The organism is Sphingomonas sp. (assembly GCF_035944535.1).
Lineage (GTDB): Bacteria > Pseudomonadota > Alphaproteobacteria > Sphingomonadales > Sphingomonadaceae > Sphingomonas_B.
In genome coordinates this window covers 1-15,629 of sequence record NZ_DASZBC010000007.1, presented here as the reverse complement: position 1 = coordinate 15,629, position 15,629 = coordinate 1, and the positions used below count along the sequence as shown (strand labels likewise).

13 protein-coding genes are annotated in these 15,629 nt (G+C 65.9%); 3 read left to right on the top strand and 10 right to left on the bottom strand.

The annotated features are described in order from the left end of the window. Positions 1 to 34: 34 nt before the first annotated feature. The 10 genes from VGT77_RS07010 to VGT77_RS06965 form a co-directional block, all read right to left on the bottom strand. On the bottom strand, positions 35 to 1,036 hold the full coding sequence (locus tag VGT77_RS07010) for an ATP-dependent DNA ligase (RefSeq protein ID WP_327460959.1): 1,002 nt from the start codon (positions 1,034 to 1,036) through the stop codon (positions 35 to 37). Positions 1,037 to 1,039: 3 nt separating this feature from the next. Continuing rightward, positions 1,040 to 1,681 (bottom strand): hypothetical protein, encoded by a 642-nt coding sequence (locus tag VGT77_RS07005; protein WP_327460957.1) that lies wholly within the window; start codon positions 1,679 to 1,681, stop codon positions 1,040 to 1,042. 28 nt (positions 1,682 to 1,709) lie between these two features. Continuing rightward, entirely contained in the window at positions 1,710 to 2,405 is a 696-nt protein-coding gene (locus VGT77_RS07000; RefSeq protein WP_327460955.1) for a PepSY domain-containing protein, read from the bottom strand. Between the two features lie 124 nt (positions 2,406 to 2,529). Continuing rightward, complete coding sequence (gene lpdA, locus VGT77_RS06995; protein WP_327460953.1) at positions 2,530 to 3,930, bottom strand: dihydrolipoyl dehydrogenase; 1,401 nt, start codon at positions 3,928 to 3,930, stop codon at positions 2,530 to 2,532. A 109-nt stretch (positions 3,931 to 4,039) separates the two neighbouring features. Continuing rightward, entirely contained in the window at positions 4,040 to 5,248 is a 1,209-nt protein-coding gene (gene odhB, locus VGT77_RS06990) for a 2-oxoglutarate dehydrogenase complex dihydrolipoyllysine-residue succinyltransferase (RefSeq protein ID WP_327460951.1), read from the bottom strand. A 10-nt stretch (positions 5,249 to 5,258) separates the two neighbouring features. Beyond that, positions 5,259 to 8,213, bottom strand: a complete 2,955-nt coding sequence (locus tag VGT77_RS06985) for a 2-oxoglutarate dehydrogenase E1 component (RefSeq protein ID WP_327460949.1) — start codon at positions 8,211 to 8,213, stop codon at positions 5,259 to 5,261. A gap of 110 nt (positions 8,214 to 8,323) precedes the next feature. Beyond that, on the bottom strand, positions 8,324 to 9,208 hold the full coding sequence (gene sucD / locus VGT77_RS06980; protein WP_327460947.1) for a succinate--CoA ligase subunit alpha: 885 nt from the start codon (positions 9,206 to 9,208) through the stop codon (positions 8,324 to 8,326). Between the two features lie 44 nt (positions 9,209 to 9,252). Beyond that, positions 9,253 to 10,218, bottom strand: a complete 966-nt coding sequence (mdh, locus tag VGT77_RS06975) for a malate dehydrogenase (RefSeq protein ID WP_327460945.1) — start codon at positions 10,216 to 10,218, stop codon at positions 9,253 to 9,255. Between the two features lie 230 nt (positions 10,219 to 10,448). Continuing rightward, a complete protein-coding gene (gene rlmN / locus VGT77_RS06970; protein WP_327460943.1) occupies positions 10,449 to 11,645 on the bottom strand; it encodes a 23S rRNA (adenine(2503)-C(2))-methyltransferase RlmN in 1,197 nt (398 codons plus the stop codon). A gap of 40 nt (positions 11,646 to 11,685) precedes the next feature. After that, the gene (locus VGT77_RS06965) at positions 11,686 to 12,330 is read right to left on the bottom strand and encodes a histidine phosphatase family protein (protein WP_327460941.1); all 645 of its coding nucleotides are present in this window, start codon (positions 12,328 to 12,330) and stop codon (positions 11,686 to 11,688) included. 140 nt (positions 12,331 to 12,470) lie between these two features. On the opposite strand from VGT77_RS06965, the gene VGT77_RS06960 reads away from it, so the two are divergent. Genes VGT77_RS06960 through VGT77_RS06950 form a run of 3 tightly spaced genes read left to right on the top strand, consistent with a single transcriptional unit; the run spans position 12,471 to position 15,487 of the window. Further along, a complete protein-coding gene (locus VGT77_RS06960) occupies positions 12,471 to 13,757 on the top strand; it encodes a homoserine dehydrogenase (RefSeq protein ID WP_327460939.1) in 1,287 nt (428 codons plus the stop codon). Between the two features lie 18 nt (positions 13,758 to 13,775). Continuing rightward, the gene (locus VGT77_RS06955; protein WP_327460937.1) at positions 13,776 to 14,534 is read left to right on the top strand and encodes a precorrin-2 dehydrogenase/sirohydrochlorin ferrochelatase family protein; all 759 of its coding nucleotides are present in this window, start codon (positions 13,776 to 13,778) and stop codon (positions 14,532 to 14,534) included. Continuing rightward, a complete protein-coding gene (locus VGT77_RS06950) occupies positions 14,531 to 15,487 on the top strand; it encodes a zinc transporter ZntB (protein ID WP_327460935.1) in 957 nt (318 codons plus the stop codon). The genes VGT77_RS06955 and VGT77_RS06950 overlap by 4 nt, the downstream gene beginning before the upstream one ends. The last annotated feature ends 142 nt before the right edge of the window (positions 15,488 to 15,629 follow it).

Sequence of the window (15,629 nt, the reverse complement as noted above, 5' to 3'; positions counted from 1 at the left end):
AGTGAGCTGGACCCCGGCCTTCGCCGGGGAACAGCTAGAGCAGCCCCGCCAGCTCCGCCGGCCGCAGCTCCCCCACCTGCTGCTCGATCCGGCATTGTTCCGGCGCCTTGTCCGGCCGCCAGCGCAGGAAGCGGGTGGCGTGGCGGAAGCGGCGGCCGGTGACCTGGTCGTACTTTACTTCCGCGATCAGCTCCCAGCGCAGCGGCTGCCAATCGCCCGAGCGTTCCGTCGACCAGCGGCTCGGCCCGCCGGGCGCGTCGCCGGTGAAGCCCGGCGGTTCGACCAATGCCTCCAGCCGCGCGGTCAGCTCGGCCTTGTCGCCGGGCGGCGGGCAGAAGCCGACATGGTGCAGCTTGCCGTCCTCGCCGAACAGCCCGAGCAGCAGCGAGCCCGCCTCCTTCTTGCCCGAGGCATATCGGAAGCCCCCGACCACGCAGTCCGCGGTGCGGAGCTGCTTCACCTTCAGCATGGCGCGTTCGCCGGGCCGGTAAGGCTCATCCAGCCGCTTGACGATCACGCCGTCCAGCGCGCCGCCGGTTCGCGCGAGCCACGCGTCCGCCTGGGCCCGCTCGACAGTGGTCGGCGACAGCAGCAGCGCCGCATCACCATGCGCCGCATGGAAACGCTCCAAGGTCTGCCGACGGACCGAGAGCGGCTCGGCGGCGAGCATCTCGTCACCAAGCGCCAGCAGGTCGAACAGCATAAATTGTGCGGGCGTGTCGTTCGCCAGCTTGCGGATGCGGCTTTCAGCGGGGTGCAGGCGCAGCTGCAGCGCTTCAAACGACAGGCAGTCACCCACGGGAATAATCAGCTCACCGTCGAGGATGAAGCGCTTTGGCGTCAGCGACTGGAGCATCGCCGCGACCTCAGGAAAGTAGCGGGCCAGCGACTTGCCAGACTTTGAGATCAGCTCAACCTTGCCCCCATCCCGCAAGGCAATGCAGCGAAACCCGTCCCATTTCGGCTCGAACTGCCACCCTTCATCCTCGGGCAGCGCCTCGACCAGCTTCGCTTCCATGGGCGCGATGGCGTCCATGACTCAGCCGCCCGGCTCTGCCCCGAAGCGCTTGGCGCAGGCGTCGAGCACGGCGACGGGCGAGCCCAGCTGCACCACCTTGGCCAGCGCCTTGTCGCGCGCAATCTCACCCTGTTTCTGCGACATGCCGCGGGCGCGGATGGTGGCGCCGAGCTTCGGGTCGAGGTCCCGGCGCATTTGGTCATAAAGGCGGATGCGGTCGATATAATCCGCCTCTGACTGGCGCATTGCCGTGGTGAAGAACTCGGCCAGATCCTGGCAGCCCGCCTCTGCCTCCAGCCGGTCGGATGGCAAGGTGACGTCACCCGCCTTGGTCGCGGGATAAGCCGCTTCGCATTGCGGGATCAGCCGGTCCCATTTGCCCTGCGTGACCTTGTCGCCGAGGCCGGGCATCGCGTTAACCACGCCGGCAGCGCGGGTCTTGTCGAAACTGCCGCCTTCGGCACCGGCAAGCAGCGCATAATGGAGGATGCGGCCCTGCTGCTCCAGCGTCAGCTTTGCCTCGACATTGTTCGACGCCTTCCTCGCCTGGGCGGCCGCGACGACGCCGCAAGTCGCCGCGCGGTCGACAGGGTCGGCCGGCAGCTCGGCTTCGCGGGGGCCACAGGCGGTCAACGCCAAAGGCAGCATCAGCCAGGCGCGCATTTTCATCTCCCATCCGTAACGACGGGGATTACGGATGGGCGGCCTTCGGGTTCCGCTTGCGGCGGCGCGTGAAGAGGAGCGCAGTGCCGGTGATCACGCCGAGCAGCCCCAGCGCCGCCGCGGAAATCAGCAGCGGGTGGCTGGTGTCCTCGCGCTCAATAGGGTCTAGGATGTGTAGGCCCCACATAAAGTCGAATAGGCGCCACTGCCTTGTCCGCAGCGCCAGAATTGCGCCCGTGTCGGCGTCGACATAGAGGCGCGTGCCATCGTCGAAGCGAACGGCCCATGCCGGACGGGGCCGGCGCAGCTCCAGCGGGGGCCGAGCGGCGGGCGTGCGGCCGACCTCCGCAACTTTCGCCGTTGCGAGATAGGCTGCCCGTGCGAGCAGCACGGCCTCGTCGCGCGACACTGGCGGCAAGAGACGGCCGGTGACGAGATCGGCGCGGCGCGCTTCGCCGGTTGTGAAGCTCGCCACCCAAACGGGCCCGCCGGGCCGGCTCTCGACGACCAGCGACTTGAGCGTCCGCCCGCCGGTGTCGGGCCATTGCGCGACACCGGCATAGGCGAGCGGCACCGGCGTCGAGCGGAGATGCTCCCCGCGCACCTCCTCGATCGGCCGCGCGACCATCCAGAGGCCGGAGATCGTCCAGAGGAGGAGCGGCAGGGCGACAATCCAGCCGAGCCAGATGTGGAGGCGGCGGGAGATACGGTGTGTCGGCTTCACCTGATCCCCCTTTCAACGTCATCCCGAACTTGTTCCGGGACAAGGCCTGAGCTCGCAGCCGAGCCGATCGGATCCCGCCTTCCTGGACCCCTATCCCGAAACAAGTTCGGGATGACGGCAAAGGCTAGACGTGAATCGGCTTGCCCGTCACGGCCATCGCCGCTTCCTTCAGCGCTTCCGAATGGGTCGGGTGGGCGTGGCAGGTATAGGCGATGTCTTCGGACGTGGCGCCGAACTCCATCGCCTGCGCGGCCTGGGCGATCATCGTGCCGGCGACCGAGGCGATGCACCAGACGCCGAGCACGCGGTCGGTCTTGGCGTCGGCGATGACCTTTACAAAGCCGTCCGGCTCATGATTGGTCTTGGCGCGGCTGTTGGCGAGCATCGGAAACTTGCCGACCTTCACCTCGCCGCGCTCCTTGGCCAGCTCCTCGGTGAGGCCGACGCCGGCGATCTCCGGGAAGGTGTAAACGACGGACGGAATGACGTCATGATTCACGATGCCCGTCTGGCCGGCGATATTCTCGGCGACGGCAATGCCTTCGTCTTCAGCTTTGTGGGCGAGCATCGGCCCGGGCGCGACGTCGCCGATCGCCCAGATGCCTGGGACGGAAGTGCGGAAGTCGTGATCGATTTCGACCTGGCCGCGATTGTTGGTCTGCAGGCCGGCGGCTTCGAGGTTCAGCCCTTCGGTGTTCGGGCGGCGTCCGATCGAGACCAGCACCGCATCCGCTTCGATCGTCTGCGCCTCGCCGCCCTCAGCGGGCTCGACGGTGAGCGTCGCCTTGCCGCCCTTTACCTCGACCCCGGTGACTTTGGTCGACAGGCGGAACTCGAAACCCTGCTTCTTGAAAATCTTGTTGGCTTCCTTGCGGACCTCGCCGTCGAAGCCGGGCAGGATCTGGTCCAGATATTCGACGCAGGTGACCTTGGCCCCAAGGCGGCGCCATACGCTGCCCAGCTCCAGCCCGATCACGCCGCCGCCGATCACGACCAGATGCTCCGGCACTTTCTCCAGCTCCAGCGCGCCGGTTGAGTCGACCACCACCTTCTGATCAATGGTAACGCCGGGCAGCGGCGTTACCGAAGAGCCGGTCGCGATGACGATGTTCTTGGCGCGGACTTCGCGCTCGCCGACCTTTACCGAGTCCCTGCTCGTGAAAGCCGCATGACCCTTCAGCCACTCGACCTTGTTTTTTCTGAACAGGAACTCGATGCCGCCGGTCAGGCCCTTGACCGCATCCCGCCGCTGCGCGTGCATGGCGTCGAGATCGAGCGAGACATTGTCCATCCGGACGCCGAGCCTGGCCAGCGCCCCGCCCGCGGCCTCCGCGAACAGCTCGGACGCATGCAGCAGCGCCTTGGACGGGATGCAGCCGACATTGAGGCAGGTGCCGCCCAGCGTCTCGCGGCTTTCGGCACACGCGGTCTTGAGCCCCAGCTGTGCCGCCCGGATCGCAGCGACATAGCCACCAGGCCCGGCGCCAATCACGAGGACGTCGTAGTCGTATTGCTGCTCGGACATTCCAAAGCTCCGTCCGCCCTGAGCCTGTCGAAGGGCTGTTCTTCTTTAGCCGCCATTCACGAGAAAAGCAGGGCTTCGACAGGCTCAGCCCGAGCGGGATTTGGTGATGCTAGAGGTCGATGAGAAGCCTTGTCGGATCCTCGATCGCGTTCTTCAGCGCGACGAGGAACGTCACCGCCTCGCGGCCGTCGATCAGGCGGTGATCGTAGCTAAGCGCCAGATACATCATCGGGCGGATCACGATCTGGCCGTTGCGGACCACCGGCCGCTCCTCGATGCGATGGAGGCCGAGCACGGCGCTCTGCGGCGGGTTGATGATCGGGGTCGAGAGCAGCGAGCCGAACACACCGCCGTTCGAGATGGTGAAGGTGCCGCCTTTCATCTCGTCCATCTTCAAGCTGCCGTCCTTGGCGCGCTTGCCGAAATCGGCGATGGTCTTCTCGATCGTCGCCACCGACATATCCTGCGCGTCGCGGACCACCGGCACGACCAGGCCGTTCGGCGCCGAGACCGCTACCGACACGTCGACATAGTCACGATAGACGATCTCATCGCCTTCGATGCTGGCGTTGACCGCGGGCACATCGCGCAGCGCCTGCACGGCCGCCTTCACGAAGAAGCCCATAAAGCCCAAGCGGACCTGGTGCTTCTTCTCGAACAGATCCTTATACTTGCTGCGCGCCTCCATAACGGCCGACATGTCGACGTCGTTGAACGTCGTCAGCATCGCCGCCGTGTTCTGCGCTTCCTTCAGGCGCGACGCGATGGTCTGGCGGAGGCGCGTCATGCGGACGCGCTCCTCACGTCGGCCGCCGGAACTCGGAGCCGCGGCGGGCGCAGGGGCGGGAGCGGGCGCGGCGGGCTTGGACTTGGCCGAATCGATCGCCGCCTGCACGTCTTCCTTGGTCAGCCGGCCGTCCTTGCCGGTACCCTTGATCTGAGTCGGGTCGAGGCCATGCTCCAGCACCAGCCGCCGGACGGAGGGTGACAGGGTCAGGTCTCCAGCAGGCTCGTCCGAGGCGGGGGCGGCCGCAGCGGGAGCGGGAGCCGGCGCCGGGGCGGGAGCCGCAACCGCAGCACCCCCCGCCTCGATCGTGCCGATCACAGCGCCGACCTGCACCGTGTCGCCGACCTGCGCCGCATAAGCGCCCATCGTGCCGGCGACGGGCGATGGCACCTCGACCGACACCTTGTCGGTCTCCAGGCTCGCGACCGGCTCATCGGCGGCAACCGCCTCACCCGGCTTCTTCAGCCATTCGCCGATCGTCGCTTCGGTGATCGACTCGCCGAGCACCGGCACTTTGATTTCGGTAGCCATTCTTCTTTCCTCAGCTCGTCGGGGCTTGCTTCGGGCCCGAGGTCGCGGTGTTGGCGCCGGCGCGGGTGCGGCGGATCTCGCCGCGGACGCTGTGGCCGAGCGCATCGGCGATCAGCGCGCCCTGTTCGGAGGTGTGGCGCTTGGCGAGGCCGGTTGCGGGCGACGCCGACGCGGCCCGGCCCGCATAGCGCGCGCGGGCTGGCCCGACGCCCGCATCCGCCAGGCTCTGTTCGATCCAAGGCTCGACGAAGGTCCAGGCGCCGTTGTTCTTTGGCTCCTCCTGCGCCCAGACCACATCCTCGAGACTGGTCATCCGCTTTAGCCGCACCGTCAGCGGCTCGTTGGGGAAGGGATAAAGCTGCTCGATGCGGACGATTGTGGTGTGCTTGTCGCCAGCTGCGTCGCGCGCCTCCATGAGGTCATAAGCGACTTTGCCAGTGCACAGGACCAGGCGTTTCACCTGGTCATCGGCCGGTGCCGAAGGATCGGAGAGGATGCGGCGGAAATGGCTAGCACCAAGGAAATCCTCCGCCGCGGATACCGCCAATTTGTGCCGCAGCAGCGACTTGGGCGTGAAGATCACGAGCGGCTTGCGGAACGGCCGCAGCATTTGGCGGCGCAGAATGTGGAAGTAGTTGGCTGGCGTCGTGCAGTTGGCGACCTGCATATTGTCCTGGGCGCAAAGCTGCAGATAACGCTCCAGCCGCGCCGAGCTATGCTCCGGCCCCTGCCCTTCATAGCCGTGCGGCAGCAGCATCACGAGCCCGTTGGCGCGCAGCCACTTGGCCTCGCCCGACGAGATGAACTGGTCGATCATAATCTGCGCGCCATTGGCGAAGTCGCCGAACTGCGCTTCCCAGAGCACCAGAGTCTTCGGGTCGGCCAGCGCATAGCCATATTCGAAGCCGAGCACGCCATATTCGGAAAGCGGCGAGTCCAGCACCTCGAAGCGGCCGTGCGGCAAGGTGGTCAGCGGCACATATTTGCTCTCGGTCTGCTGATCGACCCAGACTGCATGGCGGTGGCTGAACGTGCCGCGGCCTGAGTCCTGGCCCGACAGGCGCACGCCATAGCCTTCGGTTACCAGGCTGCCGAAGGCGAGCGCCTCGCCGGTGGCCCAATCGAAGCCCTGGCCTGATTTGAACATGTCGCGCTTGGCGTCGAGGATGCGGGCGAGCGTTTTGTGGACGTTGACGCCATCGGGAACGGTGGTGAGCGTACGCCCAAGGCTGTCGAACAATTTGCGGTCGATGCCGGTCTCGACATTGCGCCGCGCGCTTTCGGCGTCCGCGGGCTTGTTAAGGCCCGACCAGCGTCCGGCAAACCAGTCCGCCTTGTTCGGCAGATAGGACTTGGCGCTTTCGAACTCTTCTTCCAGCTGGGCAGTGAAGCTGGCGGCGCACTCAGCGGCGAAGCCTTCCGCGATGACGCCCTGGCTGGTCAGCTTGCCGGCATAGACGGCGCTGACCGGCGGGTGGTCCTTGATCTTCGCGTACATGAGCGGCTGGGTGAAGCTCGGCTCGTCGCCTTCATTGTGGCCGAAGCGCCGGTAGCACCACATGTCGATCACGATGTCGCGGCCGAAGCGTTGGCGGAACTCGATGGCGATCTTGCAGGCGAAGGTGACCGCTTCGGGATCGTCGCCGTTCACGTGGAAGATCGGCGCCTGTACGCCCTTCGCTACGTCGCTCGGATAGGGCGAGGACCGCGCAAACTGCGGGCTTGTCGTAAAGCCGATCTGGTTGTTGATGATGAAGTGGACGCAGCCGCCGGTATTGTAGCCGCGCACGCCAGAGAAGCCGAGGCACTCCCAGACAATGCCCTGGCCCGCAAAGGCCGCGTCGCCGTGGATCAGCACCGGCAGCACCTGGTCGTGCTTGTCCAGATTGTCGCGCATGACCTGCGTCGCGCGCACCTTGCCCAGCACCACAGGGTCGACCGCTTCGAGGTGCGACGGGTTCGGCACCAGCGACATATGGACGCTGATTCCGTCAAACTCGCGGTCGGTGGAGGTGCCGAGATGGTATTTCACGTCGCCAGAGCCGCCGACGTCCTCCGGATTGGCCGAGCCGCCCGAAAATTCATGGAAGATGACGCGGAAGGGCTTGGCCATCACATTGGCCAGCACGTTCAAGCGACCGCGATGCGCCATGCCATAGACGATCTCGCGCACACCATGCTGGCCGCCATATTTGATCACGGCCTCCAGCGCGGGGATCATTGCCTCACCACCGTCGAGGCCGAAGCGCTTGGTGCCGACATATTTGCGGCCCAAGAACTTCTCGAACTGCTCGCCGCGAATGACGGCCGACAGGATCGCCTTCTTGCCTTCGGGCGTGAACTCGATCGCCTTGTCCTGACCTTCCATCCGGTCCTGAAGGAAGCGGCGTTCCTCGGTGTCGGCGATGTGCATGTACTCGAGGCCGACCGGGCCGCAGTAATTGCGCTGCAGAATGGCGACGATCTCTTTGACCGTCGCCTGTTGCAGGCCAAGCACGCCGCCAAGATAGATGGGCCGGTCGAGATCGGCGCCGGAGAAACCGTGATATTCGGGAGTCAGATCCGCCGGCAGCTCGCGCTGGTGCAAGCCCAGCGGGTCGAGATTGGCGGCGAGATGTCCGCGCACCCGGTAGGTGCGGATCAAGAGCATCGCACGGATCGAGTCGGCGGCGGCCTTGGCGATGGCATCGGGGTCAGCGGGCGCGGCCGGGGACTCCCTGGTCTCGGCCTTGGGCGCGACGGCGCTCTGGGTCGGATCGAGCGCCGCGGTCAGTGCATCGGTGTCGGCCGGCGGCCAGTTGCCGCGCTTCCAGCTCGGGCCTTCGGTGCTCGCCTCCAGCCCCTCGAAGAAGCCGCGCCAGCTCGGCTCGACCGAGCCGGGGTTCGCGACATAGCTGCGGTAAAGCGCCTCGACGAACGAGGGCGACACGCCTTCGATGTCGAACGTACTATTCTCGTATCCCATAACCCTCACCGTTCGTCTCGAGCGAAGTCGAGAGACGTTGGGAGCGCCCCCAGGCCCGTGTCTCGACTTCGCTCGACACGAACGGATGTGGGGTGCGTTCCCGGTTGCGGTTACCCCTTCAACAGCGCCTGCAGCGTCTCGCCGAGTTCCGCCGGCGAGGGCGACACGCGGATGCCCGCAGCTTCCATCGCCGCGATCTTGTCTTCGGCGCCGCCCTTGCCGCCCGAGACGATCGCGCCGGCATGGCCCATGCGGCGGCCCGGAGGTGCGGTGCGACCGGCGATAAAGCCGACCGTCGGCTTCTTTCGCCCGCGTTTCGCCTCGTCGATAAGGAACTGCGCCGCCTGCTCCTCCGCGTCGCCGCCGATTTCGCCAATCATGATGATCGACTTGGTGTCGTCGTCGGTTAGGAACAGCTCCAGCACGTCGATGAAGTTGGTGCCGTTGACCGGATCGCCGCCGATGCCGACCGCGGTGGTCTGGCCCAGGCCCGCGTTCGATGTTTGGAACACCGCTTCATAGGTAAGCGTGCCGGAGCGCGAGACCACGCCGACCGAACCTTTCTTGAAGATGTTGCCCGGCATGATGCCGATCTTGCACTCGTTCGGCGTCAGCACGCCCGGGCAGTTGGGCCCGATCAGCCGCGACTTGGAGCCGGACAAGGCGCGCTTCACCTTAACCATGTCGAGCACCGGAATGCCTTCGGTGATGCACACGATCAGCGGCACCCCCGCGTCGATCGCCTCAAGGATCGAGTCCGCGGCAAAGGGCGGCGGGACGTAGATAACCGACGCATCCGCGCGCGTCGTCTTCACCGCTTCCTCGACCGTGTCGAAGACGGGGAGGCCGATATGCGTCGTGCCGCCCTTGCCCGGCGTGACGCCGCCGACGACCTTGGTGCCGTACGCAATCGCCTGTTCCGAATGGAACGTGCCCTGCGCGCCGGTGAACCCTTGCGTGATCACCTTGGTGTTCGCGTTGACGAGAATGCTCATACTTTGTGTCCGACCCCGATGAAGGCCACCCAAGGGGGCGACGCTTAGGCTTTCAGGCTGTTGTCGATGCCGGCGCAGGCAGTCATCAGTTCCTTCACCGCGTCCACCGATACCTGGAAGTTCTGCTTGGCGCTGTCCGACAGCTCGATCTCGACGATCTTCTCAACGCCGCCTGCGCCGATCACCACCGGCACGCCGACATAAAGGTCATTCTGGCCATATTGGCCCTGCAGGAACGCCGCGCAGGGCAGCAGACGCTTCTGGTCCTTGAGATAGGCCTCGGCCATCTCGATGCCGCTGGTGGCGGGCGCGTAGTAGGCCGAACCCGTCTTCAAGAGCGCGACGATCTCGCCGCCACCGGACCGGGTGCGCTGAACGATGGCGTTGATCCGCTCCTGCGTCGACCAGCCCATCTTGATCAGCGCCGGGATCGGGATGCCGGCGACGGTCGAATATTCGATCACCGGCACCATCGTGTCGCCATGACCGCCGAGCACGAACGCGGTCACGTCCTTCTTCGACACGCCGAATTCTTCGGCAAGAAAGTGGCGGAAGCGCGCCGAGTCCAGCACGCCCGCCATGCCGACGACCTTGTTGTGCGGAAGGCCCGAGAACTCACGCAGCGCCCAGACCATCGCATCGAGCGGGTTGGTGATGCAGATGACGAAGGCGTTCGGGGCATGCGCCTTGATGCCTTCGCCAACCGCCTTCATGACCTTCAGATTGATTCCGAGCAGATCGTCGCGGCTCATGCCCGGCTTGCGCGCGACGCCGGCGGTGACGATGCACACGTCCGCGCCGGCAATGTCGGCATAGTCGTTGGTGCCCTTGAGGTTGCCGTCCTTGCCCTCGACCGGGCCGCACTGGTTCAAGTCCAGCGCCTTGCCCTGCGGTACGCCCTCGACGACATCGAACAGCACCACGTCGCCCAGGTCGCGGGTGAGCGCCAGATGCGCGAGCGTGCCCCCGATATTGCCTGCACCAATAAGAGCAATCTTGTGCCGAGCCATGCGGTCCCTCCCTGAGGTTTGCGAGGGCGCTTAGGCCGGAACGGTTAAGGGTTCAACCGTGCGCTGTGGATTATCTTTGCTACTGCGAATGAGTTGCAAGAAGGTCTGCACTCGTCATCCCGAACCTGTTTCGCAATAAGGCATCCGCAGCTCCTTCAGCTGGACGTGCTCACGAGCATCCGTCGCATCGACACTTGTTCCGAAACAAGTTCTGGATGACGATAACAGCATTACCCCAAAGCCGCGAGCTTCTCTTCCGCCTGGCGGTCCAGCTCGGCGCGAGACTTCTTCTCCGCCGCGGTCTTGAGTTGGCCGCAGGCAGCATCGATGTCGCGGCCCCGCGGGGTGCGGACAGGCGCGGAGATCCCGGCCTCAAAGATGATGTTGGAGAAGGCGCGTATGCGCTCTGGGTCCGAGCACTCGTACGGGGCGCCGGGCCAGGGGTTAAACGGGATCAGGTTCACCTTCGCCGGCAGCTTGTACTTGCGGATCAGGCGGACGAGCTCGCGCGCGTCCTCGTCGCTATCGTTCTTGTCCTTGAGCATCACATATTCGAACGTGATGCGGCGGGCATTGTTGGCGCCGGGATAGTCGGCGCATGCCTGCAGCAGCTCCTCGATGCCATATTTGCGATTGAGCGGTACGATCTCGTCGCGGACGTCCTTGGTGACCGCATGCAGCGACACGGCCAGGTTGACGCCGATCTCCTCGCCTGCCTGCGCCATCTTCGGCACCACGCCGGACGTGGACAAAGTAATGCGGCGCTTCGACAGGGCCAAGCCATCGCCATCCATGACGATCCGCAGCGCGTCGCGGACATTGTCGAAGTTATAAAGCGGCTCGCCCATGCCCATCATGACGATGTTGGTGAGCAGGCGCCCTTCCGGCTGGCTCGGCCATTCGCCCAGCCCGTCGCGGGCGAGCATCACCTGGCCCACGATCTCCCCCGCGCTCAGGTTGCGCACCAGCCGCATCGTACCGGTATGGCAGAAGCGGCAGTTGAGCGTGCAGCCGACCTGCGAGGAGACGCACAAAGTGCCCCGGTCCGCATCGGGGATGAAGACCATTTCATAGTCCTGGCCGTCGTCCGAACGGAGCAGCCATTTGCGGGTGCCGTCGGTCGAGACCTGCGCCTCGATCACCGCGGGCCGGCCGATTACGAAGCGCTCGGCGAGCCAGGGCTGCTGCGCCTTGGCGATGTCCGTCATCAGCGCGAAGTCGGTGACGCCGCGATTGTAGATCCAGTGCCACAGCTGCTTGGCGCGCAGCTTCGCCTGGCGCTCGTCCATTCCGGCGGCGAGCAGCGCCTCCCGGATCTGCGGCTTGGACAGGCCGACCAGATCGACACGGCCATCAGCGCGCGCAGGCGCGGCGCGAGGCACGGGAACGGGATCGATATGGCCGGGAATCTGCATGGCAGGAGTCATCGCGCGCCCATGTAAGGAGAATGCGGCCCTTTTGCGAGCCTCACGCAGGGGCGTGGCCGGCACCCAGATGCACGACGGTCTCCACCCCGCCTTCGATCATCACCATTGATCCCTGCGGCAAACTGGGAGCAATCGGCGCGGACCAGCGCGGCTCGACGTCTATGCCGGTCATCAGACCGCGCAGTACGCGGCTCGACATGCCGTGCATGATGATGAGCTTGTCACCATCTTCGTGCCCATGCTCCTCCAGCCATGAGGTCAGGCGCGCGGCGATTTCGTCATACCATTCGCCCTGCGGCGGCCGCGCCGAGAAGAGCCCGCAGCTGCGATCCACGATCTCGCCCTGTTCCTCGATGATCTCGCGATAGGTGCGGCCGCCCCATATTCCCACGTTGATCTCTGACAGGCGCTGGTCGCGCCGGGCGCGATGCCAATCCGCGCCGATATGCTCGCAGACAATGGCGAGAGTCTGCAGGGCCCGCCCATAAGGCGAGGCCCAAAGATGCGCCGGCCGGGCGCCATCGCCCAGAAAGCGCACCAGCCCCTCGCCCATCGCATCGACCTGGGCGAAGCCGGCGCGGGTAAGCGGCGTGTCCATCGCGTCCCCCTGCATGCGGCCAGCGGCGTTGAACACGGTCTCGCCGTGACGGGCGATGAAGAAGCGGCCGGGGAATTGTGCGAACATTCGCCGCGCTTACCCCCCTTCGTCATTCCCGCGAAAGGCTCTCCTGAGCCTGTCGAAGGACGGGAACCCAGTTCTTTCTTCTTTCGCACCTGCAGCAACGAAGGTAGCTGGGTTCCCGCTTTCGCGGGAATGACGAACCTATGAAACCTCTGAAGATCGCACTGGCCGGGCTCGGCACCGTCGGTGGCGGCGTCATCCGGCTGCTCGACACGAATCGCGAGCTGATCGCGCGCCGCGCCGGGCGGCCGATCGAGGTCGTGGCTATTTCCGCCCGGGATCGGACAAAGGATCGCGGTGTCGACCTCTCCCGCTTCGACTGGGTCGACGACACCGGCGCGTTGGCCGATCACCCCGGCATCGACGTCGTCGTCGAGCTGATCGGCGGCTCCGATGGCCCCGCCCTCGCGCTCGCCCGCAAGAGCATCGCCGCGGACCGCGCCTTCGTCACCGCCAACAAGGCGATGATCGCTCATCACGGGCTGGAGCTCGCCGAGGCGGCGGAAGCAAAGGGTACCGCGCTCAAATATGAGGCGGCCGTCGCGGGCGGCATTCCGGTCATCAAGGGTCTGCGCGAAGGCGCGGCGGCCAATGAGCTGGCGCACGTCTATGGAATCCTCAACGGCACCTGCAATTACATACTGACGACGATGGAAGCGGAAGGCCGCGACTTCTCCGACGTGCTCGCAGAGGCGCAGGCGCTGGGCTATGCCGAGGCGGATCCCAGCTTCGACATCGACGGCATCGACGCGGCACACAAACTCTCGATTCTGGCGAGCCTCGCTTTCGGCACGCGCCTCGACTTCGATGCGGTGCAGGTCACCGGCATTCGCCACGTGCTCGCCGCCGACATCGCCGAGGCGCAGGCGCTCGGCTACAAGGTCCGTCTGCTCGGCCATGCCGAGACGCTGGGCGACGGGCTGTTCCAGCGCGTCCACCCGCATCTGGTGCCGGTCGATCACCCGCTCGCGCATGTCGCGGGCTCACTGAACGCCGTCGTCGCCGAAGGCAATTTCGTCGGCCGCCTATTCTTCCAGGGGCGAGGTGCAGGTGACGGTCCGACCGCAAGCGCAGTCGTCGCGGACCTGATCGATATCGCACGCGGCGAGTTCGGCCCCGCTTTCGCCATGCCCGTGGCCTCGCTGGACGTGCGCGACGCAGCGGATGCAGGCGAGCGGCGCGGGCGCGCCTATCTGCGCTTCACCGTCGAGGACAAGGTAGGCGTGCTGGCCGAGATCGCGGCCGCAATGCGCGATTCGAACGTCTCGATCGAAAGCCTGATTCAGCGCGGTGCGCAGGAAGACGGCTCGGTGCTGGTCGCGATCGTCACGCACGAAAGCCCCGAACGGAACATCACGCAGGCGCTGGAACGCCTGGAAGGTTCCCCCAGCATCCGCGGCAAGCCGATGCTGATGCACATTCTGGATTGAACCCGCTAAGGACGGGCCGTGCACAGCCTGGCCGTCTTCCTGCGCCTCCAAGGCCGTCCCGTCATTCTGGCCGGCGAAGGCGCTGCTGCCGAGGCCAAGCGGCGACTGCTGCAGCGAGCGGGCGCGAACGTCGTGAGCGAGGCATCGGACGCCCGGCTCGCCATCGTGGCGGTGGACGAGCCGGACGAAATCGTCGGGCGGCTGAAGATGCGAGGCATTCTCGTCAACGCCGTCGACCGGCCGGATCTGTGCGATTTCACCTTGCCTGCGATGGTCGACCGCGATCCGGTGCTGATCGCCATCGGCACCGGCGGCGCCTCTGCCGGGCTGGCGAAAGCCCTGCGGCAGCGGCTGGAACGGCTTCTTCCCGCGAGTTTGGGCGACTTGGCGTCGGCCATGCAGCGGGCGCGAGCCGACTTGCGCAAGCGCTGGCCCAACCCTGACGACCGTCGCCACGCTATCGACGCGGCTCTGGACGAAGGGGGTCAACTCGACCCGTTCTCGGGCAGAACCGATGTCGCGAGTTGGCTCGTCGATGCGACGGCGCCTTCGCCCAATCGGCTCGTCATGATCCAGCTTGCCTCGCCCGATGCGGACGATCTGACGCTCAGACAAGCACGGCTGCTCGGTCAGGCAGACCTGGTGTATCACCGTCCCGATGTGCCTTCCGCGATACTCGACCGCGCCCGGGCGGATGCGCAGCGAATTGCGTGCGACCGGACGCCCGACAACCCTGGTTCCGGTCTGGCGCTCGACCTGTCTATGGGGAACGCGTGAAGCAGTTCGCCTATATCGATGACGGTGCCGAAGTGCATTCGGTCACGCCCCAGGAGGCCGCGGCGGCGAATGGCTCGGCGCAGCTGATCTGGATTCACCTCAGCTTGACCGACCCCGCCACCAAGAGCTTCCTGACGGAGCGACTCGGCCTTTCGGACGTGGTGACCAGTGCGCTGACCGCGCTCGAGACTCGGCCCCGCTGCGAGCCGATGGAAGGCGGCGCGCTCGTCAACCTGCGCGGCATGTCGCTGCAGGAAGAGCCCGAATCCGATCCCCTCGTCTCGATCCGCCTGTGGATCGGGCGCGGCTGCATCGTGTCGCTGAGCCGCTACACGCTTAGGGCCATGCCGCCGATGTGCGCGGCGATCAAGGCGCACAAGGTCAGGGACCCCGGCGATTTCGTCGCCATGCTCGCTGACGAGATCACCGATCAGCTCGACCCCGACGTTGCCGAACTGGGCGACCGTCTTGACGATTGCGAGCTCGTCCTGGACGCGCGCCGCGCCTTCACGCTCCGGCGCCGAGTCGCATTGGTCCGCGCGAAGGCGATTTCGTATCGGCGCTTCGTCGCTCCGCAACGTGTTGCGCTGGACAGGCTGTCGCGGCTTGGCGCCGAGTGGCTCGAAGAGGACGACCGCCTGCACCTGAGCGAATCCGCCGATCGCTTCGCGCGCATGACGGAAGAGCTGGAGGCAGTGCGCGAGCGCGCCGCGCTTATGGCGGAGCAGATCACCGACTTGCGGGCCGAGCTGATCGACACAAGGTCGCTGTGGCTTTCCGTCGTGGCGCTGATCTTCCTGCCTCTGACTTTCCTGACCGGCCTGCTCGGCATGAATGTCGCAGGCATTCCCTTTGCGGAGGAGCCCTGGGCATTCTGGGGGGTCGTCGGGGTCTGCTTCGTGCTCGGCACGGCGGTGATGGTCTATTTCGTGCGGTCCCGCTTCCTGCGCTGACTCAGCCGATGAACGCTTCCACGGCGGAGAAAGCTTCATCGTCGGTCATCTGGACGGGCGGGTGTTTGCAGAACCAGGCAGAAGCGGGGAGGATGGCGCCGGCCATGCCGCGGTCGCGGGCGAGTTTGGCGCAGCGGATCAT

Excerpts from the sequence above, each read along its gene's own strand:
- VGT77_RS07010 (WP_327460959.1), bottom strand. The coding sequence starts at position 1,036 with ATGGACGCCATCGCGCCCATGGAAGCGAAGCTGGTCGAGGCGCTGCCC.
- VGT77_RS07005 (WP_327460957.1), bottom strand. The coding sequence starts at position 1,681 with ATGCGCGCCTGGCTGATGCTGCCTTTGGCGTTGACCGCCTGTGGCCCC.
- lpdA (WP_327460953.1), bottom strand. The coding sequence starts at position 3,930 with ATGTCCGAGCAGCAATACGACTACGACGTCCTCGTGATTGGCGCCGGG.
- odhB (WP_327460951.1), bottom strand. The coding sequence starts at position 5,248 with ATGGCTACCGAAATCAAAGTGCCGGTGCTCGGCGAGTCGATCACCGAA.
- VGT77_RS06985 (WP_327460949.1), bottom strand. The coding sequence starts at position 8,213 with ATGGGATACGAGAATAGTACGTTCGACATCGAAGGCGTGTCGCCCTCG.
- sucD (WP_327460947.1), bottom strand. The coding sequence starts at position 9,208 with ATGAGCATTCTCGTCAACGCGAACACCAAGGTGATCACGCAAGGGTTC.
- mdh (WP_327460945.1), bottom strand. The coding sequence starts at position 10,218 with ATGGCTCGGCACAAGATTGCTCTTATTGGTGCAGGCAATATCGGGGGC.
- rlmN (WP_327460943.1), bottom strand. The coding sequence starts at position 11,645 with ATGACTCCTGCCATGCAGATTCCCGGCCATATCGATCCCGTTCCCGTG.
- VGT77_RS06965 (WP_327460941.1), bottom strand. The coding sequence starts at position 12,330 with ATGTTCGCACAATTCCCCGGCCGCTTCTTCATCGCCCGTCACGGCGAG.
- VGT77_RS06960 (WP_327460939.1), top strand. The coding sequence starts at position 12,471 with ATGAAACCTCTGAAGATCGCACTGGCCGGGCTCGGCACCGTCGGTGGC.